The organism is Streptomyces sp. NPDC003034, assembly GCF_053591375.1.
Genome location: NZ_JBSFTS010000002.1, coordinates 240,808 through 263,614, shown reverse-complemented (window position 1 = coordinate 263,614; position 22,807 = coordinate 240,808). Strand labels below are relative to the sequence as shown.

17 protein-coding genes and 1 tRNA gene are annotated in these 22,807 nt (G+C 73.0%); 6 read left to right on the top strand and 12 right to left on the bottom strand.

The window, feature by feature from the left end:
- Positions 1 to 4: 4 nt before the first annotated feature.
- The 7 genes from ettA to ACWDX7_RS03550 all read right to left on the bottom strand — a co-directional run bounded on the left by ettA (position 5) and on the right by ACWDX7_RS03550 (position 10,632).
- Entirely contained in the window at positions 5 to 1,669 is a 1,665-nt protein-coding gene (gene ettA / locus ACWDX7_RS03580) for an energy-dependent translational throttle protein EttA (RefSeq protein WP_451488439.1), read from the bottom strand.
- 191 nt (positions 1,670 to 1,860) lie between these two features.
- Complete coding sequence (locus ACWDX7_RS03575; protein WP_451749399.1) at positions 1,861 to 3,099, bottom strand: ALF repeat-containing protein; 1,239 nt, start codon at positions 3,097 to 3,099, stop codon at positions 1,861 to 1,863.
- 127 nt (positions 3,100 to 3,226) lie between these two features.
- Positions 3,227 to 4,714 carry a phosphatase PAP2 family protein gene (locus ACWDX7_RS03570; RefSeq protein WP_451488441.1) on the bottom strand — a complete coding sequence of 496 codons (1,488 nt, stop codon included), beginning with the start codon at positions 4,712 to 4,714 and terminating at the stop codon, positions 3,227 to 3,229.
- Between the two features lie 342 nt (positions 4,715 to 5,056).
- Positions 5,057 to 6,223: a thioester domain-containing protein gene (locus tag ACWDX7_RS03565; protein WP_451488442.1), complete on the bottom strand. Its 1,167-nt coding sequence runs from the start codon at positions 6,221 to 6,223 to the stop codon at positions 5,057 to 5,059.
- 386 nt (positions 6,224 to 6,609) lie between these two features.
- A complete protein-coding gene (locus tag ACWDX7_RS03560; RefSeq protein ID WP_451488443.1) occupies positions 6,610 to 7,017 on the bottom strand; it encodes a single-stranded DNA-binding protein in 408 nt (135 codons plus the stop codon).
- 98 nt (positions 7,018 to 7,115) lie between these two features.
- The gene (locus ACWDX7_RS03555; RefSeq protein ID WP_451488444.1) at positions 7,116 to 8,957 is read right to left on the bottom strand and encodes a GTPase; all 1,842 of its coding nucleotides are present in this window, start codon (positions 8,955 to 8,957) and stop codon (positions 7,116 to 7,118) included.
- 4 nt (positions 8,958 to 8,961) lie between these two features.
- A complete protein-coding gene (locus ACWDX7_RS03550; protein ID WP_451488646.1) occupies positions 8,962 to 10,632 on the bottom strand; it encodes a dynamin family protein in 1,671 nt (556 codons plus the stop codon).
- 332 nt (positions 10,633 to 10,964) lie between these two features.
- Here ACWDX7_RS03550 and ACWDX7_RS03545 point away from each other — a divergent pair.
- Together ACWDX7_RS03545 and ACWDX7_RS03540 are read left to right on the top strand one after the other, a co-directional pair.
- Positions 10,965 to 11,040 (top strand) — tRNA-Arg (locus ACWDX7_RS03545).
- Between the two features lie 1,001 nt (positions 11,041 to 12,041).
- Positions 12,042 to 12,557 carry a hypothetical protein gene (locus tag ACWDX7_RS03540; RefSeq protein WP_451488445.1) on the top strand — a complete coding sequence of 172 codons (516 nt, stop codon included), beginning with the start codon at positions 12,042 to 12,044 and terminating at the stop codon, positions 12,555 to 12,557.
- On the opposite strand, the gene ACWDX7_RS03535 is transcribed toward ACWDX7_RS03540, so the two are convergent.
- Positions 12,476 to 13,369 carry an alpha/beta fold hydrolase gene (locus ACWDX7_RS03535; RefSeq protein WP_451488446.1) on the bottom strand — a complete coding sequence of 298 codons (894 nt, stop codon included), beginning with the start codon at positions 13,367 to 13,369 and terminating at the stop codon, positions 12,476 to 12,478. The genes ACWDX7_RS03540 and ACWDX7_RS03535 overlap by 82 nt on opposite strands.
- A 72-nt stretch (positions 13,370 to 13,441) precedes the next feature.
- Between ACWDX7_RS03535 and ACWDX7_RS03530 the strand changes: the two genes are divergently transcribed.
- The 3 genes from ACWDX7_RS03530 (at position 13,442) to ACWDX7_RS03520 (ending at position 16,316) form a co-directional block, all read left to right on the top strand.
- Positions 13,442 to 14,140 (top strand): 4'-phosphopantetheinyl transferase family protein, encoded by a 699-nt coding sequence (locus ACWDX7_RS03530; RefSeq protein ID WP_451488447.1) that lies wholly within the window; start codon positions 13,442 to 13,444, stop codon positions 14,138 to 14,140.
- Positions 14,141 to 14,592: 452 nt separating this feature from the next.
- A complete protein-coding gene (locus ACWDX7_RS03525; RefSeq protein ID WP_451488448.1) occupies positions 14,593 to 15,006 on the top strand; it encodes an N-acetyltransferase family protein in 414 nt (137 codons plus the stop codon).
- A gap of 146 nt (positions 15,007 to 15,152) precedes the next feature.
- Positions 15,153 to 16,316 carry a S8 family peptidase gene (locus ACWDX7_RS03520; RefSeq protein ID WP_451488449.1) on the top strand — a complete coding sequence of 388 codons (1,164 nt, stop codon included), beginning with the start codon at positions 15,153 to 15,155 and terminating at the stop codon, positions 16,314 to 16,316.
- Positions 16,317 to 16,390: 74 nt separating this feature from the next.
- Here the strand turns inward: ACWDX7_RS03520 and ACWDX7_RS03515 are convergent, their stop codons facing one another.
- The 4 genes from ACWDX7_RS03515 to iolC are packed head-to-tail and all read right to left on the bottom strand — an operon-like array spanning position 16,391 to position 21,729.
- Positions 16,391 to 17,890: a CoA-acylating methylmalonate-semialdehyde dehydrogenase gene (locus ACWDX7_RS03515; protein ID WP_451488450.1), complete on the bottom strand. Its 1,500-nt coding sequence runs from the start codon at positions 17,888 to 17,890 to the stop codon at positions 16,391 to 16,393.
- A gap of 11 nt (positions 17,891 to 17,901) precedes the next feature.
- On the bottom strand, positions 17,902 to 19,824 hold the full coding sequence (gene iolD / locus ACWDX7_RS03510; RefSeq protein WP_451488647.1) for a 3D-(3,5/4)-trihydroxycyclohexane-1,2-dione acylhydrolase (decyclizing): 1,923 nt from the start codon (positions 19,822 to 19,824) through the stop codon (positions 17,902 to 17,904).
- Between the two features lie 23 nt (positions 19,825 to 19,847).
- The gene (iolB, locus tag ACWDX7_RS03505) at positions 19,848 to 20,726 is read right to left on the bottom strand and encodes a 5-deoxy-glucuronate isomerase (protein WP_451488648.1); all 879 of its coding nucleotides are present in this window, start codon (positions 20,724 to 20,726) and stop codon (positions 19,848 to 19,850) included.
- Positions 20,727 to 20,733: 7 nt separating this feature from the next.
- On the bottom strand, positions 20,734 to 21,729 hold the full coding sequence (gene iolC / locus ACWDX7_RS03500; protein ID WP_451488451.1) for a 5-dehydro-2-deoxygluconokinase: 996 nt from the start codon (positions 21,727 to 21,729) through the stop codon (positions 20,734 to 20,736).
- 128 nt (positions 21,730 to 21,857) lie between these two features.
- On the opposite strand from iolC, the gene ACWDX7_RS03495 reads away from it, so the two are divergent.
- A complete protein-coding gene (locus ACWDX7_RS03495; protein ID WP_451488452.1) occupies positions 21,858 to 22,769 on the top strand; it encodes a sugar phosphate isomerase/epimerase family protein in 912 nt (303 codons plus the stop codon).
- Positions 22,770 to 22,807: the final 38 nt, after the last annotated feature.

The following is a 22,807-nucleotide window of genomic DNA, read 5'->3' as shown; positions in this document are numbered from 1 at the left end:
CCTCTCAGCCTCGGGTGAGCTTCTTGTAGGTGGCGCGGTGCGGACGGGCCGCGTCCGGGCCGAGACGCTCGATCTTGTTCTTCTCGTAGGACTCGAAGTTGCCCTCGAACCAGTACCACTTGGAGTCACCCTCATACGCGAGGATGTGCGTGGCGACCCGGTCGAGGAACCAGCGGTCGTGGGAGATGACCACGGCCGCACCGGGGAATTCGAGCAGGGCGTTCTCCAGGGAGGAGAGCGTCTCGACGTCGAGGTCGTTGGTGGGCTCGTCGAGGAGCAGCAGGTTGCCGCCCTCCTTGAGCGTCAGCGCCAGGTTGAGGCGGTTGCGCTCACCACCGGAGAGGACGCCGGCCGGCTTCTGCTGGTCCGGGCCCTTGAAGCCGAAGGCGCTGACGTACGCGCGGGACGGCATCTCGACCTGGCCGACGTTGATGTAGTCCAGCTCGTCCGACACGACCGCCCAGAGGGTCTTCTTGGGGTCGATGTTGGCGCGGCTCTGGTCGACGTAGCTGATCTTGACGGTGTCGCCGACCTTGATGGCACCGGAGTCCGGCGTCTCCAGGCCCTGGATCATCTTGAAGAGCGTGGTCTTGCCGGCGCCGTTGGGGCCGATGATGCCCACGATGCCGTTGCGCGGGAGGGTGAAGGACAGGTCGTCGATCAGCACCTTGTCGCCGAAGGCCTTGGAGAGGTTGTTGACCTCGACGACGATGGAACCGAGGCGCGGGCCCGGCGGGATCTGGATCTCCTCGAAGTCCAGCTTCCGCATCTTGTCCGCCTCGGCCGCCATCTCCTCGTAGCGGGCCAGACGGGCCTTGGACTTGGTCTGGCGCCCCTTGGCGTTGGACCGCACCCACTCCAGCTCTTCCTTGAGCCGCTTCTGGCGCTTCTCGTCCTTGCGGCCCTCGACCTTGAGGCGGGTGGCCTTCTTCTCCAGGTACGTGGAGTAGTTGCCCTCGTACGCGATCGCCCGGCCGCGGTCGAGTTCCAGGATCCACTCGGCGACGTTGTTGAGGAAGTACCGGTCGTGGGTCACGGCGATGACGCAGCCCGCGTACTTCGAGAGGTGCTGCTCCAGCCAGTTCACCGACTCGGCGTCGAGGTGGTTGGTGGGCTCGTCGAGGAGGAGCAGGTCCGGGGCCTCGATCAGCAGCTTGCAGAGCGCCACGCGGCGCTTCTCGCCACCGGAGAGGTTGGTGACCGGCCAGTCGCCGGGCGGGCAGCCCAGGGCGTCCATGGCCTGCTCCAGCTGGGCGTCGAGGTCCCAGGCGTTGGCGTGGTCCAGGTCCTCCTGGAGCTTGCCCATCTCGTCGAGGAGCGCGTCCGAGTACTCGGTCGCCATCAGCTCGGCGACCTCGTTGAAGCGGTGCAGCTTCTTCATGGTCTCGGCGGCGCCGTCCTGGACGTTCTCCAGGACGGTCTTCGACTCGTCGAGCTTGGGCTCCTGCATGAGGATGCCGACGCTGTAGCCGGGCGAGAGGTAGGCCTCGCCGTTGGACGGCTGCTCCAGGCCCGCCATGATCTTCAGAACGGTGGACTTACCGGCGCCGTTGGGGCCGACCACACCGATCTTCGCGCCGGGCAGGAAATTCAGGGTGACGTCATCAAGAATCACCTTGTCGCCGTGCGCCTTGCGCGTCTTGCGCATGGTGTAGATGAACTCAGCCAAGAGAAACCGTCCGGCAGATCGATGGGTGGGCAGGCAGATACACCCCATCTTGCCTGACGTCCATCCCCCGGGGGAAACCCGTATCATCCCGGCGGCCTGACCTGGGGCCGGGTACGGGGGCGGGCGAGGGGGCACGCCTCTCGGGCCGCGCCCCCTCGCCCGCCGGTGCACGGTGCGTGGGGTGCCGTCGGTCAGGCGCCGAGGCCCTGGCGGCGACGGCGGGCGGCGAGCACCAGGCCCGCGCCCGCGGCGATGGCGGTGCCCGCGCCGGCGGCGGTCCAGGCCGTAGCGTCGGCGCCCGTGGACGCCAGCGAGCCGCTGGTGCCGTTCGCGGTCACGCCGCCGTTGCCGGTCGTGCCCGTGGTGCCAGTGCCGCTGCCGCTGCCGGTGCCGCTGCCGGTGCCGGTGCCGGTCTGCGCGACCTGCTGGACGCCGGTGCCGGTACCCGTGCCGGTGCCGGCGGTTCCGGGGGTACCCGGGGTGGGCTTGGCGGCTTCCTCAGCGGCCTTCTTGTCCTTGGCGCGTGCCTCGTGCTGCCCCGTCTTGAGGAACTCGGCGCGCTCCGCCGGGGTGCCGTGCAGGGCGGCGAGGCCCGCCTTCACCAGCTCGGGACCACCGCCGCTGAGCATCTGGGCGATACGGACGCGGTTGTCCTGGTCGCGCAGCTCGTGCTGGGTGACCTCAAGGAAGTGGCGCAGCTCGGCCGGGGTCGGGTAGCCGTTCAGCAGCTTGCTGATCGCCGCCGACAGGATGGGGCCGTCGTCGGCCTGGTCGAGGCGGGCGAGGAGCACGCGGTCGTCGGAGGCGCGGGCCGTGTACTGGCCCGTCTCCACGAAGGCCCGGAGCTCCGCGGGGGTTCCGTTGAGGGCCTTCTCCCCCTGCTCGCGGACCTCGGGGCCGGCGTCCGGAGCGGAGATGATCCGGACGATCTCCACCCGGTCGTCGGAGGCGCGGGCCGTGTGCTGGCCGGTCTCCAGGAACGCGCGGAGTTCGGCGGGCGTGCCCTTCAGGGCCTTCTTCGCCGCCTCGCGCACCGCGCGGCCCGACTTCGGGTCGTTGATGATCCGGGAGATCTCCACCGCGTCGTCCTCGGCGCGCGCCACGTGCTGGCCGATCTCCAGGAAGACCCGGATCGCCGCCGGGCCGGCGTCGAGCGCCTTGCTCCCCTCGCGCCGCACGGCGGAGCCCGGCATGGCCGCGTGCATGATCCGCAGGACCGCGATGCGGTCCTCCGTCGCCTGCTCATCCTGGCCGGCGGGCTTGTCGGCCGGCTTGTCCGCCGACGGGTCGGCCGGGGCCTGGTCCGGCGCCGTCGGCGCGGGCGGCGTGGCCTGCGCGGCAGCGTCGCCGTTGGCGGCGAAGGCCGGCGAGGCGAGCAGAACCGCCGGAGCGATGGCGGCAGCCGTGACGGCCGCAGCAATCCGGGACAACTTCACAGATGGCACCCATGTTCTTTAAAGCCGATGATCACAATGACCGGCTCAATCTAGAGCAGGGGCGCCGCACGATCCATTTGATTGAGGCGGACCCAAAGCATCCGTTTATCGCTGGTGTTTTTCAGCGCGGACGGTAGACGGTGAGCGCGTCGGGGAGTTCGTCCAGCACGAGACTGGCCGGAGCCTCGGCGTACTCGCCGTCGTAGGCGAGCGGGGTACCCGCCGGGATGTCCGCGACCCGAAGGCTGCGCAGACGGGTCGCGGCGTGGACGGGGGAACGCGTCAGGGGCCCCGCCAGCGCGGCGGCGAGCAGGCGCGGACCGGGGCGGCCGCCTCCGTAGACGATCCGGACGTCCAGCAGTCCCTCGCCCAGGTTGTCGCGCCGGCGGGGAGTGGGGCCGGTGCCGTGGTAGGTGCCGTTGCCCGCGAAGAGCAGCCACACGCTCCGGGGGCGCCCGGCCAGCCGCAGCCGCACCGGCCGCTCGGACCGCAGCACCCGCCAGGCCGCCAGCAGAGCCGCGGGACCGCCGCCGATGCGCGGGCCGTACCGCAGGCGGTGGCGCAGCAGTTCCGGGTAGGCACCGATGCTGAAGTTGTTCAGGAAGTAGTGCGGCTCGCCCTTCGGGCCGGGGGTGAAGCGGCCCACGCCGACGTGGACGGCCTGGCCGCTGGCCAGGGCGTCACAGGTGTCCTCGACTCCGGCGAGCCCCAGGTCCAGCGCGAAGTGGTTCAGGGTGCCGCCGGGGAACACCGCGAGCGGTACCCCGGCCCGCAGCGCCTCCGTGGCCGCCGCGTTGACGGTGCCGTCGCCTCCGCAGATGCCGAGCACGGTGGCCCGGGAAGCGGCCGCCGCCAGCTCGGCGGGCAGCTCGCTCCCCTCACACGTGATCACCTCGGCCTTGGGGAGCCGCTCGCTCAGTGTCTCGCGCAACATGTCGAGCTGCGCGCCCGCGGCGCTGCCCGAGCCGGTGTTGACGACCACCACGAGCCCGGCTCCGTCGGGCAGCGCGGGCGCCCCGGCGGCGGCCCGCTCGTCACCGGGCACGACCCGGGCCTGCCGCGCCCCGTGCGCGAGCCGTCGTACGGCGAACCCCGCGGCCACGCCCAGCGCCGCGCCCGCCACCACGTCGGAGGGGTAGTGCACCCCGGTGTACACCCGGGAGAAGGCCACGGACGCGGCGACCGGAGCCACCACGGCGCCCCAGAAGGGGGACTCCAGCGCCAGCCCGGCGGTGAAGGCGAAGGCCGACGCCGAGTGCCCGGAGGGGAAGGAGGTCGTCTGCGGCTGCGTGGCCAGCTGCCGCACCGACGGTACGCCCTCCAGTACCGGCCGCGGCCGGCGTACGGACCACTTGCCCACGGTGTTGATGGTCGCCGAGGCCAGGGCCAGCGAGGCCATGCCGCGCAGGGCGGCCTTGCGGGTCGCGGCCGATCCGAAGACGCCCAGCGTCACGGCGGTCGCGCCCCACAGCACCCCGTGGTTCGCGGCCCGCCCGAGCCGCGGCAGCACCCGGTCGGCTCCGGGCCAGTGCCGGCGGGCCACCATGTCGAACAACTGACGGTCCCACCGCACGACCGCACCTCGCCAGGTCAGTTCTTGATCAGCCATTTCCTGCCCCTACCCGAACCAACGAAACAGAATCGACCCGACGCTCACCCGGCCCCGGCCCCGGACCGCCCGGCGGGGCGGGCGGGACGGGCGGGACGGGTGGGCCCCAGCGTGCCCCGGCGAAGCGCAGCCCGGCCGGCCCACACCACCCGGCGGAGCCAGCCTCGGCGGCACCCGGCGGAGCCCGGCGCGCCCCGGCGAACCCAGCCCGCGGCAGCCCGGCCGGCCCACACCACCCGGCGGAGCCAGCCTCGGCGGCACCCGGCAGAGTCCGGCGCGTCCCGGCCGCCCGGTGGGGCGGGATTCCCGTGTGCCCGGCCCGCATGGTGACGGCGTGGCTGCCTAGAGCTCGCCCTCCCCGTCCAGCGGGCGCTTGCGGAGCAGCAGGACCACCAGGCCTCCCAGTACCACCAGCCCCACCGCCAGCGAGGCGATGACGGGCGTGGCCGCCGAGCTGCCGCTGGATGCCAGGCGCTCCTCCTCCGGGGTGTCCTCCGAGGCGGAGGCGGATCGCGTGCCCAGCGTCACGGCCGCCGAGCCGGCTGTCGTACCCGACACCCTGCCCGCCGCGTCCGAACCCGCGCCCGAACCCGCCGGAACCGCCGGTGGCTGCGGCCAGAGCGCCGTCGCGGTGGCGGCGGCCGCCGACACGCTGGAGCCGGCCACGATCTGCGCCTGGTCCGGCACCCCGCTGGTGAAGACCCGTCCGACCGGCACCCTGGTCGCCCCGTGGACGGTGACCGATGCGACCCCGTCGGGCGTGCCGGCGGGCACCTCGAAGTACAGCCGGCTGCCGTCCCCGACGGTGTCCAGCGGCCGCCCCTCGGCATCCACCACCCGCACCCCCATGGCCACGGCCGCCGCGTCCGGGATGACCGACACGCTCTGCGCTCCGGTCCGCACGGTCACCGGGCCGAGCCGGGTGCCCACCGGCCCCGACACGTCCCCGGGATCGAGCGCCAAGGAGGCCGGCGGCTCCGGCAGCCGTTTGGCCTCCCGCTGGAGATAGTCGGCCAGTTTCTCCGCCGACGGGTCCGCGGCCTCCACCCGCGCCCCGTCCGCCAGCCGCCAGATCGCCACTTGGGTGCCGGCTGCCGCGCTCTCCGCTGTGAGTGCTCCGGCCCCGGCCGCCTCGGCGAGCCCCGCCAGGTCGTTCAGCTGCGGATAGGAGTGCTCCAGGACCCAGCGGATCCGGCCCGCCTCCCCGTTGCGGGCGAGCGCGCTGCCGTTCCAGCCGCTCTCCGTATACCGGGCCTGGGGCTGCGCGTTGCCCGCGACGCCCACCCCGTACGTCTGGAGCATGCCGCCGCCGTCGACCCGCATCTCGTAGAGCCCGGCCGGGATGTGCCGGATCGACCCGTCGCCGGAGTGCAGTACCGCCTGCCCGTACGTCTTCAGTCCGTCCAGCACGGCGCTCGCGCCCTCCGGGGACCGGGACGCCACCGGCCCCGAGTCGGCGGCCGCCTGGGCGCCGGGCGCGGCGGTGAGCGCCGCGGCCAGCAGGGCCACCGCCAGCGGCCGCCGTGCGGTGGCCCGTACGGCGCAAGCCCGTACAGGGGAAGCCCGTACAGGGGAAGCCCGTACAGCCGGGGGGAACGCAGGAGCCGCCGCGAGAACCGGCGCGGAAGCCGCCGCAGGAGAGCGAACGGAAAAAGGAGGAGCGGAATCAGACCCCGCCGCGGGAACGGACCGGACACCGGGGCTGAGTTCGGACGTGACATCCGATGGGATATCCGATGTGGCATCCGATGGGACACCGGGTACTGATGAACCTGCGGGTTGTGGAGCGGATTGAGGAGCGGAGGATGCGGGAACGGCAATCGACACAGTCTTCCCCTTTGGGCCAAAGACCCTGGTGCCCGTGAGTACCGGGGAATCCTAACTGTCCTGAACACTCAGACCACCGGCACCTTCTGATTGGCCATCAGTGGCGTGTCCGTCTTGGCCGCCCGCCGGAAGGCGGCCGTCCCGCGGTTCAGGTCGTGCCCGATGGCGGTGGCGTCGATCTCCGCCGAGAACCAGCGGTTCCCCTCCCCTTCGGGCGGGTCCTCCCGGACCCGCAGCCGCCCGTGCACCACCAGCGGCTCCCCGACCGATACGGAACCGGCCAGATTCAGCGCGAGCGCCCGCCGCGCCCACACGGTGTAGAAGCTGGTGACACCATCGGTCCAGGCGTCTTTGCGCCGATCGAAATAGCGTGGCGTCACCGCGAAACGGAACCTCGCCGACGGACCGTTGACCGTCTCCTTGTAGTCGATCTGCGTCGCCACATGGCCCACCAGCGTCACCAGGGTGTCGTTCATCCCGGCCACCCTCCCCCACGTTCGTACCCGTACGGACCCTCCGCACGCGCCACGAACCATGCTGGGGCCGACCCCCGATTCCCGCTTCGGCCTGTGGATTACTGGCGGGTTGTGGACAACCTCGTCCCCCCTGCGGCTACCGCCGCGTACTGCTCGCGCACCTCCCGGTAGCGCAGCAGCTCCGCCGCGACCGGCTCCAGCACCCGGGCCCGGCCGCATCCGGCCGCCGCCTGCCGGAGCCGTTGCTCCGCGTCCTGCCCGTACCGCCGGGCCGGCCCCCGGGCCGCGATCGAGCAGGCCCACTCCACCAGCGGCCCGCCGACGATGCCCGCCACCATCAGGAGCACCGGCGGCATCAGCTTCGGCTCCAGCACCCCGACGATCTGCCCGGCCAGCCACAGTCCGCCGTAGATCTGGAGCAGCGTCATGGCCGCCTGAGCCAGCACCGCCGCCGGCCACCACGTGGGCCTCGGGGGTTTGGGCACCGCCACCGCCGCCCCGAGGGTCACCGCCAGCTCGTCCAGCGCCTCCGGAAGCTGCTCGGCGCCGCGCACCGCGGTCTCCCGTACCGCTTGGGCCCAGGGTTCGGGCAGCCCGGTGACCGCCCCGTCGGCGACCGCCCGTACGGCCTGCTCCACCCGCTGACGTGCGGTCACCTCCTCCTCCACCGGCGCCTGCGCGGGGACGGATCCCCGGCTGCCGCCGATGGCCGCCAGCGCGGCCAGCCCCGCCAGTGTGCGCGGGGCGCGGCGGCTCTCGTACCACCGCCACAGCCGCAGCCAGGGCGTCCCGCAGGCCTTGCCGGCATTGCGCCGCCAGGCCCGCTCGGCGGCGAGCCCCGCCGCGTACGCCCCGACCGCCTCGGCGAGCCGGTCCTCGAACTCGGCGCGCGCCGCCTCCCCGATCTCCGGCCCGGAGTGTCCGTCGGCCACGTAGAGCGGCCGCAGGCGGGTGGCCGCCTGGTCGACGTCGGCGGAGATGCGGCGCGTCGCGGCGCCCTTCTCCTGGGTGAACTGCCCGAGGAGCTCGCGCAGCTCCGCGACGCCCTCCCCGGTCAGCGCGGAGAGCCCGAGCACGGTCGCGCCGGGCTCGCCGTGTTCGCCGAGTGCGATGCCGTCCTCGTCGAGGAGGCGGCGCAGGTCGTCCAGTACGAGGTCGGCGGCCTCGCCGGGCAGCCGGTCCACCTGGTTCAGCACGACGAAGGTCACCTCCGCGTGTCCGGCCAGCGGCCGCAGGTACCGCTCGTGCAGCACGGCGTCCGCGTACTTCTCCGGATCCACCACCCACACCACCGCGTCGACCAGCGCCAGCACCCGGTCCACGTGGTCCCGGTGCGCGCCGACCGCCGAGTCGAGGTCCGGCAGGTCCACGAGGACCAGGCCGCGCAGCGCCTCCGCCTCCGAGGTCTCGCGGGGCCGGCGCCTCAGCCTCCCGGGGATCTCCAGCCGGTCCAGCAGTCCGGCCGCCCCGTCAGACCAGCTGCACGCGATCGGCGCGGCCGTCGTCGGGCGACGCAGACCGGTCTCGGAAATCTGCACTCCTGCGAGTGAATTGAAGAGTGTGGACTTGCCGCTTCCGGTGGCTCCGGCGATCGCGACGACCGTGTGCTGCGGCGACAGTCCGCGGCGCGCCGCCGCCTCGTCCAGCACCCGCCCGGCCTCGGCGAGAGTCTTGCCGTCGAGCCTGGTCCGGGAGAGCCCGACCAGCTGGCGCAGCGCGTCGAGGCGCGCCCGCAGCGCCCGCCCCTCGGGGCTGAGCGGGGGCGCGGAGGACTTACCGCCGTCCTCGCCGGCGCCGGAGACGGCCCGTACGAGCGCGTCGTCGCCCTCGTCACCCTCGTCGGCGCCGTTCTCCGTGCCCTGGTGGGCGGCCGGGTGGCGGGAACGCGCGATGAATCCGTCGTCCCAGCGGTCTTCGGCGCGGTCGGTCGGGGCAGTCACCGCGTCACCTCTCCTTCTGCAGTACGGACAAGGCGGCGATCAGTTCGGCCTGCGGTTCCGGGGTCACTTCGAGGGCCTCCAGTGGGGCGAGGCGGCGGTCCCGTTCGGCGCGCAGCACCTGGTCCAGGTGCTCGCCGACCAGCTCCCCGCCCCGGTCCCGCAGCCGCAGGGCGGCCTGTACGCCGACCCGCTCGGCGAGCTTCTCTCCCGCGGGCCGGGCCCGCTTGCCCCCGAGGAGGGCGGCGACGAGGAGCGCCGCGACGCCGTCGGGGTCGGGCGCGGGCTGCTTGTCGAGCCGCTCGACCTCCTCCTCGGCGAGTTCCTCCAGCACGCGCCGCCAGCGCCGTACGGCCATGCCGATACGTTCCCCCGCTTCCCTGTCGGGCGCCGGCAGGGGAACCGCACCGGCGGCCGGCTCGCGCCGCCAGGCCGCGGCGATCCGCTCGTCGGCGGCGGCGACGGCGCACTGCAGGAGGGCGGTGAGGGATTCGGCGAGGGAATCCAGCAGTTCGTCGGCGGTGGTGTCGAGCGGGTAGCCGCGCCACCGGGTGAGCGCGTCGCCAGCCAGGACCGCGCCCTGGTCGAGCCGGTTGCGGACCCGCTTGCCCTCCCGCCGGTACGCGTCCTCCACGGCCGAGGCCAGCCGTACGGCGGCGGCGTACTGGGCGGCGACCGCCGAGGCGAGCTCGGGCATCCGGCGCCGCAGGGAATCCAGCGCGCCGAGCGCGGTACGCCCGACGGCGTACTGCCGCGCGGCCGGATCCTGCGCGTGGTGGGCGAGCCAGGCGTACAGCGGCGCGACGGCACTGGCCGGCAGCAGCCCGCCCCCGCCGGCCGACTCGGGCAATTCCGGCACCGTGAAGCGCGGCACGTCACCCAGGCCGGCCCGGGTGAGCAGCGCCCCGTACTGCCGGGAGACCTCGGCCAGCACCTGGTGCGGGACGCGGTCGAGGACGGTGACGAGGGTGGCGTTGTACTGCTTCGCGGTGCGCAGCAGGTGCCAGGGCACGGCGTCGGCGTAGCGCGAGGCCGTGGTGACCATGACCCAGACGTCGGCGGCACAGATGAGCTCGGCGGCGAGGGTGCGGTTCTCCACGACGAGCGAGTCGATGTCGGGGGCGTCGAGGATGGCGAGGCCGCGGGGCAGGCCGGAGACGGTCTCGATCCGCATCTCCCGGGTCGCGTGGGTGTGCCCGCGCCCGTTCGCGGCTCCGCTCCCGGTCCCGGTCCCGGTCCCGCCCGCTCTTGGGTTGCCCCGGTCACGGGCCCGGTTCTTGGCTCCGGACGCCGCGTCGTCCTCGCCGTGGGGCACCCAGACGCGCATCAGGTCGGGCAGGACCCGCATCCCGGCGAACCAGTGATGATCATCCGGATGGCAGACGAGCACGGGGGTGCGCGTGGTCGGACGCAGCACCCCGGCTTCGCTGACCTGGCGGCCTACGAGGGAATTGACGAGGGTGGACTTACCGGCCCCGGTGGACCCGCCGACGACGGCGAGCATCGGCGCCTCGGGCGCCTTCAGGCGGGGTACGAGGTAGTCGTCGAGCTGCGCGAGCAGCTCGGCTCTGGTCTGACGGGCGCGCGGAGCGCCGGGCAGAGGCAGCGGCAGACGCACGGACGCGACCCGGTCGCGCAGGGCGGACAGGGCATCGAGCAGCTGAGGCCGTACATCCAAGGTCACCACATGCGAAGAATGCCCAATTTAGGGCCATTTTTGAAGCTTATACGTCCTCTGCGCGCCGATCGCTACTTCGGCGGGACATTCCAGGCAGAGCGGACGAGTGGGACGCAGGCATAACGAGTACACAACACCCAGGGCGCCGCGGCGCAAAAGCGGTGCGAGAATCGCACCTGCCTGCGATTATCGGGACCGCTTCACCGAACCTCCACATCGTGGCACGCGAGTGAAGCAACCGGGACAAGGCGACCGGAGCCCTATCCTTGACCCGGCACGGACCCCAGCCCCACCCCCACCCCGGGGCTCCAGGCCACCACGGCCACCTTCCGGCCCCCGTAGCTCAGTGGATAGAGCAGGTGCCTTCTAAGCACTTGGCCGCAGGTTCGAGTCCTGCCGGGGGCACCATCTCTCCACCCTCGAAGCCCTCCCTCCGGGAGGGATTTCTTGCAGGTCAGCGGCACTTCACCCAGGACGTCACAGCTTTGGCGTAAGCCCTTGACCACGCCGACGGCAGAGATGGCAGTCCGGCTGGACCCGGCTTCGGACGACTCTTGTCGACGGTTTCTCCCAAAACACTTCCCGAAATTCTGCACCGGCCACCCCCGCCTCGGGGGCCACGGTTGGCAGCTCCTGGAGCCCTTGGAAAGCTTCCGGAGATGGGCTGGCTGACCACTCACACATCGGGCATAGGTAGCGAGCAAGACAGGGACACTAATTGCCCGCCCCACGCGACCACCTGGGCGGACGGGACCGCATTGTTCCGCCAGGTCGTCCAGCAGGTGTACCGCAGGTCGCACACGCGCTTGCCGGCAGCCAAGCCGTATTCGCGCTCATCCAATACCGCCGCGCGTGCCTTGCTCCAGACGCGCCGGAAAACCGATCCTGCGAGCAGTCCACCCTTCATCTCCGGGAAAAATAGATCGCCGGGCTGAGCTCGTCACGCCCCTTGAAGGCGTGTGAAGGCCAGGCCCGCGCCCGGCCCGGCTCAGCAGCTGCGGTTTGTCCGTCGGGGCCGCCGATGCGGGGGGCGCGAGGATGAACAGCGCCGTCGCGGCCGCGACGGCTGAGGCGAGAACGGGGGCAGGGGCAGGGGCGGGGGCGGGGGCAGGGGACGACGGCGGCGCATCGCGTTCCTCCGGGGCGGGGGCGGGCAGGTCGCCCCGGGCGAACTCCTGCGGACGCCGCCGGGTTACTGCGCGTTGATGAGATCGGGACATCGGTCAAGTGGCACCGGGCACAGCGGCGGGCCGTGCGGATCGTCGCCGCACCACCGTCACCAGAGCGCACCTCCGTCTCTGGAGGGATGCGCCGAACCTCAGGTATGAGGCATGTGCGACTTGCGGTAGGCATGGGATTCGTCCTGGGGAGGGACGCGCGGGCGGGGGATCCTAGGGAGACTTGGAGGCATGAATCGCCGTCCGTTCGTCATCGCCGCCGCCACTGTGGGAGTGCTCGCCACCGCTGCCTTCGCGCTGCCCAACCTCCCGCCCAACCCCGTGACCCAGACCGTCAACGACCGTGTGTTCAAGGAGAAGAGCAAGCGTTTTGCCAGTGCCGCCCATGCGCCCACCCGAGGTGAGCGGGCGTTCGTTCTGCCGTCCTGGATACCCAAGGACGCCACAGACGTGCGAATACGGGTGCGCGACACCGGCGAGGCCCGCCTGATCCGCTTCACCCTGGGCGCGACCCCGCTGGACGGGCCGCAGTGCGCCGGTACGCCGAAGCAGCTGAGCAGGCCGAAGGTGCGCGCCAAATGGTGGCCGGGCGACACGCGGGCCGAGGAGCTGCCCGAGTGCCGGGGTGCCCACCAGTACCAGGTCGCGGTGCGCGGCAAGCAGGTCTACGCCTGGACCGACGGCACCCCGTCACCGGGCGCGAAGGTGCGGGACGGCGGCCAGGGCGCCCTGGCCGTGCACGGGTAGCCGGTGGGCTGGTCGCGGGCGAGTGCGGCCGCCGCGGTGCGGGCGAAGCCGTCCGGGTTGTCCAGCATGATGTTGTGCCCGCAGTGCGGTACGGCCACCACGGCGACTCCGGCCGCCTGGAGCGCCGCGGTTCCCGGGCGGGGCCCGTCCGCCTCGGGGAGGAGGTAGCTGCGCGGGATCTGCAAACGAAGCAGCAGTTGCCTCATGGTGGGGGTCGTGCCCGCGGTGAGATGAACGGCGCTGCGGTACAGCGCGGTCCGGCCGGCCAGCCGCATCGTGGCCCACCAGTGCGCGCCGGCCCGGTCACGCACCTCGGCCCAGCCGTGGGCGAGGAACTCCTCCTCGGTATAGGAGGCGATCCCGCTGCTCCCGCTCGCGGCGGCGGTGGGCTGGATCGGGTCCAGGTTGGCGTCGACCAGGACCAGGCGGGACACCAGCTGGGGATGCCGGTCGGCGAGCACGATGGCCACGGCGCCGCCCATGCTGTGCGCGATCAGCTCGGCGCCTTGCGCCCCCGCCTCGGTGAGGGCGGCCGCCAGCGCATCCGCATGGGCTTCGAGGGTGTAGCTGAAGGTCTCCGGCCGGTCGCTGTGGCCGTGGCCCAGCAGGTCGACCAGCAGGGAGCGCCGCCCCGCGAGCAACGGGTGCGTGGCGGTCGCGGCGAAGTAGGCGGGGGAGGTGGCTCCGAGTCCGTGCACGTACACCCGGGGCGGTCCGGCGCCCTCTCCCCCTTCCCTCCCCTGCTGCTCGGCGCCCGGCAGCTCGACCCAGCGGATCCGGTCACCTTCCGGCGTCACAACGGCACTTCGCACGATGCATTACCCCTGTCCTCGACGGACGAGGGTACCCAGTGCCTCGGACGGCGCGTCGTCTACGCTCGTCGGGTGATCGAGTCCGTGAACCAACTCGGCAGCGACGTACCGCGGACCGGTGCCCTCCCGCAGGGCGCGGTCGCGGCCGTGTGGACTCTGGACACCACGCTGGACGTGGTCGGCGGCCACCCGGTCGAGGGGGCGGAGGCCATCCTGGACGCGGCCGAGCGCGAAAAGGCCGGTCGGTTGTTGCGCCCCGCCGACCGGCAGCGGTACCTGGCCTCCCACATCGGGCTGCGGGTGCTGCTCGGCGGCTATCTGGGGCTGGCCCCGGAGAAGGTCACCCTGCTCCGTGAGGACTGCCCGTGCTGCGGTGAGCCGCACGGCCGTCCCGCCGTGGCCGGGGCCAGGCCGCACTTCTCGCTTTCGCACAGCGAGGACGTGGCCTACTTGGCCTTCGCGGGAGTGCCCGTCGGGGTCGACGTGGAGGGGATTCCGAGCGCCGCCGCAGTGGCCGACGTACTGACCGCGCTGCACCCGGTGGAGAGCGCCGAGCTGACCGTTCTCGCCGAGGCGGACCGCCGGACCGCGCTGGCCCGCGTCTGGGCCCGTAAGGAGGCCTGCCTCAAGGCCACCGGCGCCGGGTTGGCACTGGGCCTGGCCGAGCCGTACGTCGGCTCCGCCCCGACCCCGGCCCGCGTCCCGGGCTGGACTCTGACGGATCTCCCCGCTCCGGCTGGCTATGCGGCGGCCCTCGCCCTGCGAGCCTGACCGGGCCCGGGGCCCGGGATCCGGGCTTGCCGGCCGCCGCGCCTCCGGCCCGGCGCACTGTGCATCGCCGCCGACGCGGCCCGCCGCCGTCTGCCCGCCCTCGCCATGGCCTGACGCCCGGCCACATCCCGGCCGTCTTCAGGCCAGGTCATGTCCCGGGCGGCCGTTTCTTCAGGCGCCCGGCCGTGGGCAGACCCGGCGGGGTGCCGTCGTGGGGCTACCATCTGCCGTTCAACCGGGGTGGCGGGTGAGGGTCTTCGGCTCGCTCGGGCAGCCCGTTGCCGCCGCCACCACGCTGTGGAGGAAGGGCCCCCCGGCGCGGGCGCGGAGCGTTCGCCGGGCCCGCCGGTCCGCCGCCAGTGCCGCGCCGCTCTCCCCCCGGACCAGCCTCCTTCGTGTCGTGGCGCCCTCGCGGAGCTTCCTATCCGTCAGGCCCGCATATCGTGGCCGACATGGACATCCGCCAGGCCCGGACCACCGCCGAACTCGTAGCCGCCGAGTGCCTCTTCGACGGTCCGGCCCGTGAGGACTGGTCCGAGCGTTTCCTCGCCGCCCCGGGCCACGTGATGCTCCTCGCCTACGTCGACGGCGTGCCCGTCGGCATGGTCTCCGGCATCGAGATGAGCCACCCGGACAAGGGCACGGAGATGTGCCTGTACGAGCTCTCCGTGGACGAGGGGTACCGCCGCCGCGGCATCGGCCGCGCCCTGACTCTGGCCCTCGCCGACGAGGCGAAGGCCCGCGGCTGTTACGGCATGTGGGTGGGGGTCGACACCGGCAACGGCGCCGCCCTCGCCACCTACGACTCGGCCGGCGCCCGCGACGAGGGCGTCTTCGCGATGCGCGGCTGGGGCTTCACGCCGTAACCCCTCCTGGCACGGCGCACAGCTTCCGAGACCCGCCCGCCACACCGGCCCGCGCACACCCGCCGTGGTCCCTGCGGCGGCGTGTCGTGCGGCCACTCGGCGCACCCTCCGCGCGCCCCGCCCGGCGCTCGCCGAGCATCGGCCGCATGACCGCACTGACGACGCTCCTCCCGGCCGCCGCACTGCTGGCGGTAGCCGGCACCCTCCCCGCGCACGCCCCCGCCTCTGCCCCCGCCACCTCCACCGCCCCTTACGTCGTGGTCCTCAAGGACAGCACCTCCCGAGCCCCGGCACGCGCCCTCGCCGCCGAGGCCGCGGACCACGGCGACCGGGTCGGGACCGTCTACGAGACCGTCCTCAACGGCTTCGCCGTCCGCACCACCCCCGCCCGCGCCGCCGTCCTGGCCGCCGACCCCCGGGTAGCCTCGGTGGAGCCGGACACCCAGTTCCGCACCGCCGACACACAGCCGCAGGCCCCCTGGGGGCTGGACCGGATCGACCAGCGCGAACTCCCGCTCGACGGCTCGTACTCGTACGCCGCCAAGGCCGAGGGCGTCACCGTCTACATCGTGGACAGCGGGATCAACACGGGCCACCAGGACTTCGGCGGCCGGGCACGCGCCGGCTACAACGGTGTGTTCCTGGAGTCCTCCGGCGACTGCAACGGCCACGGCACGCACGTCGCGGCGACCGTCGGCGGGACGACGTACGGGGTCGCGAAGGGCGCCTCGCTCGTCTCCGTGAAGGTGGCGGACTGCCGCGGGCGCGGTCGTCTGTCGGCCATGATCAGGGGCCTCGACTGGATGGTGAAGGACGCCACCGCGTCGCCCTCCACCCGGGCCGTCGCCAACATGAGCATGAGCGGTCGCCGCAGCTACGCCCTCGACGCGGCGGTGGCACGCGCCGTCGCCTCCGGCATCACCTTCACGGTCGCCGCCGGGAACGACGGCAGGGACGCATGCGCCGGATCCCCCTCCCGTGTGCCCGAGGCCATCACGGTCGGCGCCACCGACGCCGCCGACCGTCATGCCGGGTTCTCCAACCACGGTCCCTGCGTGGACCTCGCGGCGCCCGGCGTGGGTGTGGTCTCGGCCTGGAAGGGCTCCACAACCGCCGCGGCCAGGGCGACCGGCACCTCCATGGCCGCCCCGTACGCGGCGGGCGTCGCGGCGCTGATCCTGGCGGGCGGTACGGCGACGACCCCGGCGCAGGTTTCGCAGGCACTGGTACGCGGCGCCGTGCCGGACCGGATCACCGACCTGCCGGTCGGCACGCCGAATCTGCTCCTGCACACCCCGACCGCGCGGTGACCACCCGGCGGCGGCCCCGGCCGCGCCACCGCCCCCGCCCCGCCCCGCCCCCGAAGCGGCCGCGGCCAGCGCGATCAGTGGTTGCGCGGGAAGCCCAGGTCCACGCCGACCGGGGCCTCCGCCGGGTCGGGCCAGCGCGTCGTGACGACCTTGCCCCGCGTGTAGAAGTGGATGCCGTCGTTGCCGTAGATGTGGTGGTCGCCGAAGAGCGAGTCCTTCCAGCCACCGAAGGAGTGGTAACCCACCGGCACCGGGATCGGCACGTTGACGCCGACCATGCCCGCCTCGATCTCCAGTTGGAAGCGGCGCGCGGCGCCGCCGTCGCGGGTGAAGATCGCGGTGCCGTTGCCGAACGGCGAGGCGTTGATGAGCGCCACGCCCTCCTCGTAGGTCTCGGCGCGCAGCACGCACAGCACCGGGCCGAAGATCTCGTCGCGGTACGCGTCGGAGTCGGTCTTGACGTTGTCGAGCAGGGACAGCCCGATCCAGTGGCCGTTCTCCCTCCCCTCGACCGTGTATCCGGTGCCGTCCAGGACCACGTCGGCGCCCTGGGCGGCCGCGCCCGTCACGTACGAGGCGACCTTGTCGCGGTGGGCGGCCGTGATCAGCGGGCCCATCTCGGAGGCCGGGTCGTCGCCGGGACCGATCTTGATCTTCTCGGCGCGCTCGCGGATCTTCTCGACGAGGTCGTCGCCGATGGAGCCCACGGCGACGACGGCGGAGATCGCCATGCAGCGCTCGCCGGCCGAGCCGTAGGCGGCCGAGACCGCCGCGTCGGCGGCCGCGTCCAGGTCGGCGTCCGGGAGCACCAGCATGTGGTTCTTGGCGCCGCCCAGCGCCTGGACGCGCTTGCCGTTGGCGGAGGCGGTGGTGTGGATGTGACGGGCGATGGGGGTGGAGCCGACGAAGGAGACGGCCGCGATGTCGGGGTGGGCCAGGAGCGCGTCGACCGCCACCTTGTCGCCGTGGACGACATTGAGCACGCCCGCCGGCAGCCCGGCCTCGCTCGCCAGCTCGGCGAGCTTGTTGGAGGCCGACGGGTCCTTCTCGCTCGGCTTGAGGATGAAGGTGTTTCCGCAGGCCACCGCCAGCGGGAACATCCACATCGGGACCATCGCCGGGAAGTTGAACGGCGTGATGCCCGCGACCACGCCGATCGGCTGGCGGATCGAGGCGACGTCCACGCGGTTGGACACCGAGGTCGACAGCTCGCCCTTGAGCTGCGTGGTGATCCCGCAGGCCAGCTCGACGATCTCCAGGCCGCGGGCGACCTCGCCCAGCGCGTCCGAGTGGACCTTGCCGTGCTCGGCGGTGATCAGCTCGGCGATGGCGTCGCGGTTGGCGTCCAGCAGGGCGCGGTAGGCGAACAGCACCTTGGTGCGGGCGGCCAGCGAGGACTGGCCCCAGGAGAGGAACGCCTCCTTGGCGACGCGTACGGCCGCGTCGACCTCGGCGGCCGAGGCGAGCGCCACCCGCGTGGTGACCTCGCCGGTCGCGGGGTCGGTGACCGGGCCGTAGTTGCCCGACGCGCCCTCGACGGTCTTGCCACCGATCCAGTGGTTGACGGTCTTCATGCCTTGCTCCTTCACAGATGGCGACGTCGCTGCGCGGCTTGCCGGTCGTACTCTTCGCGGGCCTTGGCCGCCGCCTCGCGGGTCGCGGTCTCGGCCACAGGAACATCCCACCACGCCTGTGCCGGAGGTGGGCCCGACAGAGTGTCGGGTGTTCGGGTCTGTGCGTAGACACATGTGGGCCGGTCCGCCGCCCGCGCCTGCTCCAGGGCTTTGCGCAGGTCACCGATGGTGCGGGTACGGATGACGGCCATCCCGAGGGAGGCCGCGTTGGCCGCGAGGTCCACGGGCAGGGGGTCACCGGTGTACGAGCCGTCGGGCGCTCGGAAGCGGTACGCGGTGCCGAAGCCCTCGCCGCCCACCGCCCCCGACAGGCCGCCGATGGAGGCGTAGCCGTGGTTGTCGAGGATCACCACCTTGAGCGGGATGTGCTCCTGGACGGCGGTGACGATCTCCGTCGGGTTCATCAGGTACGTCCCGTCCCCGACCAGCGCCCACACCGGCCGGCCGGGGGCGGCGAGCGCGACGCCGATGGCGGCCGGGATCTCGTAGCCCATGCAGGAGTACCCGTACTCCACGTGGTACTGGTCCGCCGAGCGCGTGCGCCACAGTCTGTGCAGGTCGCCGGGGAGGGAACCGGCGGCGTTGATCAGGATGTCCTCGCCGTCCACCAGGCCGTCGAGCAGTCCGAGGACCTGGGCCTGGGTGGGCTGGGCCTCCTCGTCGCAGGCGGCGTAGGCCCGGTCGACGCAGGCCTCCCAGCGGTCGCGGGCCTCCTGGTACGCCGTCTCGTAGGCGGCTTCGACGCGGTGGCCGGAGACGGCCTGCCGCAGTGCGTCGAGCGCCTCCCGCGCATCGGCGACCAGCGGCAGGGCGGCGAGCTTGTGGGCGTCGTACGGGTCGAGGTTGAGGCCGATGAACCGGACGGAAGGGTTCTGGAACAGCGTCGCGGAGGCGGTGGTGAAGTCCGTCAGCCGCGTCCCGGCGGCGATGACCAGGTCGGCCTCCCGGGCCAGGCCGTCGGCGGCGGCCGTCCCCGTGTGGCCGATCCCGCCCACGTCGGCGCGGTGGTCGTACGGGAGGACGCCCTTGCCCGCCTGCGTGACGGCCACCGGGATGCCGGTGGCCTCGGCGAAGGCCGCCAGAGCCGCCTGGGCCCCGCTGTGCCGGATCCCGCCGCCCGCGACGATCAGGGGGCGTACGGAGCCCCGTACGGCTTCGGCGGCCGCCGCGAGCTCACCGCGGTCGGGCCGTGGCCTGCGTACGCCCCAGACCCGCTCGGCGAAGAACTCCTCGGGCCAGTCATGGGCCTGCGCCTGCACGTCCTGCGGCAGGGCGAGGGTCACCGCACCGGTCTGCACGGGGTCGGTGAGCACCCGCACCGCCTGGAGCGCGGCCGGGATCAGGGCCTCGGGGCGGGTGATCCGGTCGAAGAAGCGGGAGACGGGCCGCAGGGTGTCGTTGACGGAGACATCGCCCGCGTAGGGGACTTCGAGCTGCTGGAGCACGGGGTCGGCGGGCCGGGTGGCGAAGGTGTCCCCGGGCAGGAGGAGGACCGGGATCCGGTTGATCGTGGCCAGGGCCGCGCCGGTGACGAGGTTCGTGGCGCCGGGTCCGATGGAGGTGGTGACGGCGTGCGCGGACAGCCGCCCGCTCTGCCGGGCGTACCCGACCGCGGCGTGCACCATCGCCTGCTCGTTGCGGCCCTGGAGGAAGGGCATCTCCTCCCGGCCGCTCTCCAGCAGTGCCTGCCCGATCCCGGCGACGTTCCCGTGCCCGAAGATCCCCCAGGTGGCGGCGATCAGCCGCCGGCGCCGGCCGTCGCGCTCGGTGTACTGGCGGGCGAGGAAGCGTACGAGCGCCTGCGCGACGGTGAGCCTGCGCGTACCCGGCGGGCTGGTCGGGCTCCCCGGCATCGGCGGGCTCGTGGGGCTCATCGGACTGGTCGGGGTCTCCGGGCTCATCGGGGGTCCTCCGGCCGGGGGAAGGGCAGTCGCGGGTCGATGTCCTGACCGGCCCAGGCGGACCGGATCCAGCCGTGGTCGGGATGGTCCCGGATCAGCCACTCCCGCGTCCGGTCCGGCCCGGCCATCACGTTCAGGTAGTACATGTCGTGCCCCGGCGCGGCGATGGACGGCCCGTGCCAGCCGTCCGGGATGAGCACGGCGTCCCCGGTCCGCACCTCGGTGAGGATGTCGGTCTTCCCCGCCGGGGAGGGGCTCACGCGCTGGTAGCCGAAACCGGGCGTGTCCGCGTGCGGGGCGATCTCGAAGTAGTAGATCTCCGCCAGCCGGGATTCCTCGCCGGGGTGGTGCTCGTCGTGCTTGTGGGGCGGGTACGAGGACCAGTTGCCGCCGGGTGTGAGCACCTCGACGGCGATGAGCCGGTCGCAGCCGAAGGCTTCGGCGGCGGCGAAGTTGTTGACCTGGCGGGAGCACGCCCCGGCGCCGCGCAGCTCGACGGGAACGCCCGCGGCGGGACCGTAGCGTGCGGGCAGCACCCGCTCGCAGCGCGCGCCGGCGAGCGCGAAGCGGCCGCCGGCGGCGGCGGTGATCTCCGCGTGCGCGTCGCGGGGCAGGTAGGCGAAGTCGGTGGTCCCGGCGAACACCCCGGCCCTCCCGCGCAGTTCGAAGTCCTGCGGTCCGCCGCCGGGCCGGTCCGCTGGCGGGGCGAGGATCCCAGCGGTGGCCGCACGAGGTCCGGGATCCGGTGCGGCGTCCCGGCAGTGGACCGTGCACCCGCCCGACAAGGGCAGGACGATCCACTCCGAATCCCCGCACGGGTGCGCGTACGTCTCACCCTGAGCGAGGTCGAGCACGGTCAGCCTCGTCCACTCCATCCGCCACTCAGACACCACCGGCACGCCCGAGCACCTCCTCCACCTCGTCCGGATGCGGCATCGCCGCCGAGCACGCCAGCCGGGAGGCCACGATCGCCCCGGCCGCGTTCGCGTACCGCATCATCTTCGGCAGCTCCCATCCGGCGAGCAGTCCGTGGCACAGGGCGCCCCCGAAGGCGTCTCCCGCGCCCAGGCCGTTGACCACCTCCACCGGGACCGGCGGCACTTCAGCGGTGGCGCCGTCGCGGTGGACGGCCAGGACTCCGGCCGGGCCCCGCTTGACCACCGCCAGCTCGGGCCCCGCCGCGAGCAGGGCCCGCGCCGCCGCGTACGGCTCGGACTCGCCCGTGGCGATCGCGCACTCCTCGGCGTTGCCGACGGCCACCGTCGCGTGCGCCAGCGCCCGTTCGTAGTACGGCCCCGGTTCCTCCCGCCACAGCATCGGCCGCCAGTCCAGGTCGAAGACCGTGGCCGTGGACGGCCGGGGTCCGGACTGCGGCGGTCCGCCGGATTCCGTACGGGCCTCCAGCGCGGCCAGCGTGGCGGCCCGGCTCGGCTCCTCGCTCAGGCCCGTCCCCGTCATCCAGAACACCCGCGCGGAGCGGATTGCCTCCAGGTCCAGCTCGCCCGGGTGGATCTCCAGGTCGGGGGCCTTGGGCCATCGGTAGAAGTACAGCGGGAAGTGGTCGGGCGGGAAGATCTCGCAGAAGGTCAGCGGCGTCGGCAGACCGGCGACCTCGCCCGCCCACCGGTCGTCCACCCCGAACTTCCGCAGTTCGGTCCGCAGGTACGCGCCGAAGGGATCCGCCCCGGTACGGGTGATCAGCGCCGACCGCCGCCCCAGCCGGGCCGCCGCGACGGCCACGTTGGCCGGGGAGCCGCCCAGGAACTTGCCGAAGGTCTCCGCCTCGGCCAGGGGCACGCCGGTCGTCAGCGGGTAGAGGTCCACCCCGATCCGCCCCATCGTGATGAGGTCGAACGCGAACGGATCACCGGTCACCATCAGCCCTCCCGCCGGCCTTCCCACTGGCCTCCCCGCTCATCTTCCGACCTGTCTTCCGACCCGTCTCCAACTGGTCTTCCCACTCGTCTGCCCTCTCCGGTCGAGCCTCGCACCCTAAGGTGGCCGTCATGACGTCCTCCCCACCCGCGTTGACCCGTATCCGCATCGGTTCGGCTCCGGACTCCTGGGGTGTCTGGTTCCCGGACGACCCCCTCCAGACCCCGTGGGAGCGCTTCCTCGACGAGGTCGCCGACGCCGGGTACGAATGGATCGAACTGGGCCCGTACGGCTACCTGCCCACCGATCCCGCCCGCCTCCGCGAGGAAACCGCCCGGCGAGGGCTGCGCGTGTCCGCTGGCACCGTCTTCACCGGACTCCATCACGGGCCCGCCGTGTGGGAGGACACCTGGGAGCACGTGTCGCGGATCGCGGCCCTCACCCAGGCGATGGGCGCCGACCACCTCGTCGTCATCCCCTCCTTCTGGCGTGACGACAAGACCGGGGAGGTACGGGAGGACCGCGAGCTCACCGCCGGACAATGGCGCGAACTGACGTCGCAGACGGAGCGTTTGGGGCGGGAGGTACGGGAGCGGTACGGGCTGCGGATCGTCGTCCACCCGCATGCCGACACCCACATCGACACCCCCGAGAACGTGGCCCGCTTCCTGGACGCCACCGATCCGGAGCTGGTCTCCCTCTGCCTGGACACCGGGCACTACGCGTACTGCGGCGGCGACAGCGTCCAGGCCATCGAGACCTTCGCCGAGCGGATCGGTTACCTCCACCTCAAGCAGGTGGATCCGCGGATCCTCGCCGAAGTCATCGCGGAGCAGGTGCCCTTCGGGCCGGCCGTGGGCCGGGGGGTGATGTGCGAGCCGCCGGCGGGCGTGCCCGCGCTGGAGCCCGTACTGGCGGCGGCCCAGCGGCTCGGCGTGGACCTCTTCGCCATCGTGGAGCAGGACATGTACCCCTGCCCGCCGGAGCGGCCGCTGCCGATCGCCCGCCGCACCCGCGCCTACCTGCGGTCCTGCGGCGCCTGAAGCCCTCAGGAGCCGCCAGAAGCCCGATGTCCGCAGCC

What these genes read in the sequence shown, in the direction of transcription:
- ACWDX7_RS03570 (WP_451488441.1), bottom strand. Translation starts at nt 4,714, where the DNA reads ATGGCTGATCAAGAACTGACCTGGCGAGGTGCGGTCGTGCGGTGGGAC.
- ACWDX7_RS03560 (WP_451488443.1), bottom strand. Translation starts at nt 7,017, where the DNA reads ATGAACGACACCCTGGTGACGCTGGTGGGCCATGTGGCGACGCAGATC.
- ACWDX7_RS03540 (WP_451488445.1), top strand. Translation starts at nt 12,042, where the DNA reads ATGAATCGCCGTCCGTTCGTCATCGCCGCCGCCACTGTGGGAGTGCTC.
- ACWDX7_RS03525 (WP_451488448.1), top strand. Translation starts at nt 14,593, where the DNA reads ATGGACATCCGCCAGGCCCGGACCACCGCCGAACTCGTAGCCGCCGAG.
- ACWDX7_RS03520 (WP_451488449.1), top strand. Translation starts at nt 15,153, where the DNA reads ATGACCGCACTGACGACGCTCCTCCCGGCCGCCGCACTGCTGGCGGTA.
- ACWDX7_RS03515 (WP_451488450.1), bottom strand. Translation starts at nt 17,890, where the DNA reads ATGAAGACCGTCAACCACTGGATCGGTGGCAAGACCGTCGAGGGCGCG.
- iolD (WP_451488647.1), bottom strand. Translation starts at nt 19,824, where the DNA reads ATGAGCCCCACGAGCCCGCCGATGCCGGGGAGCCCGACCAGCCCGCCG.
- iolB (WP_451488648.1), bottom strand. Translation starts at nt 20,726, where the DNA reads ATGGAGTGGACGAGGCTGACCGTGCTCGACCTCGCTCAGGGTGAGACG.
- iolC (WP_451488451.1), bottom strand. Translation starts at nt 21,729, where the DNA reads ATGGTGACCGGTGATCCGTTCGCGTTCGACCTCATCACGATGGGGCGG.
- ACWDX7_RS03495 (WP_451488452.1), top strand. Translation starts at nt 21,858, where the DNA reads ATGACGTCCTCCCCACCCGCGTTGACCCGTATCCGCATCGGTTCGGCT.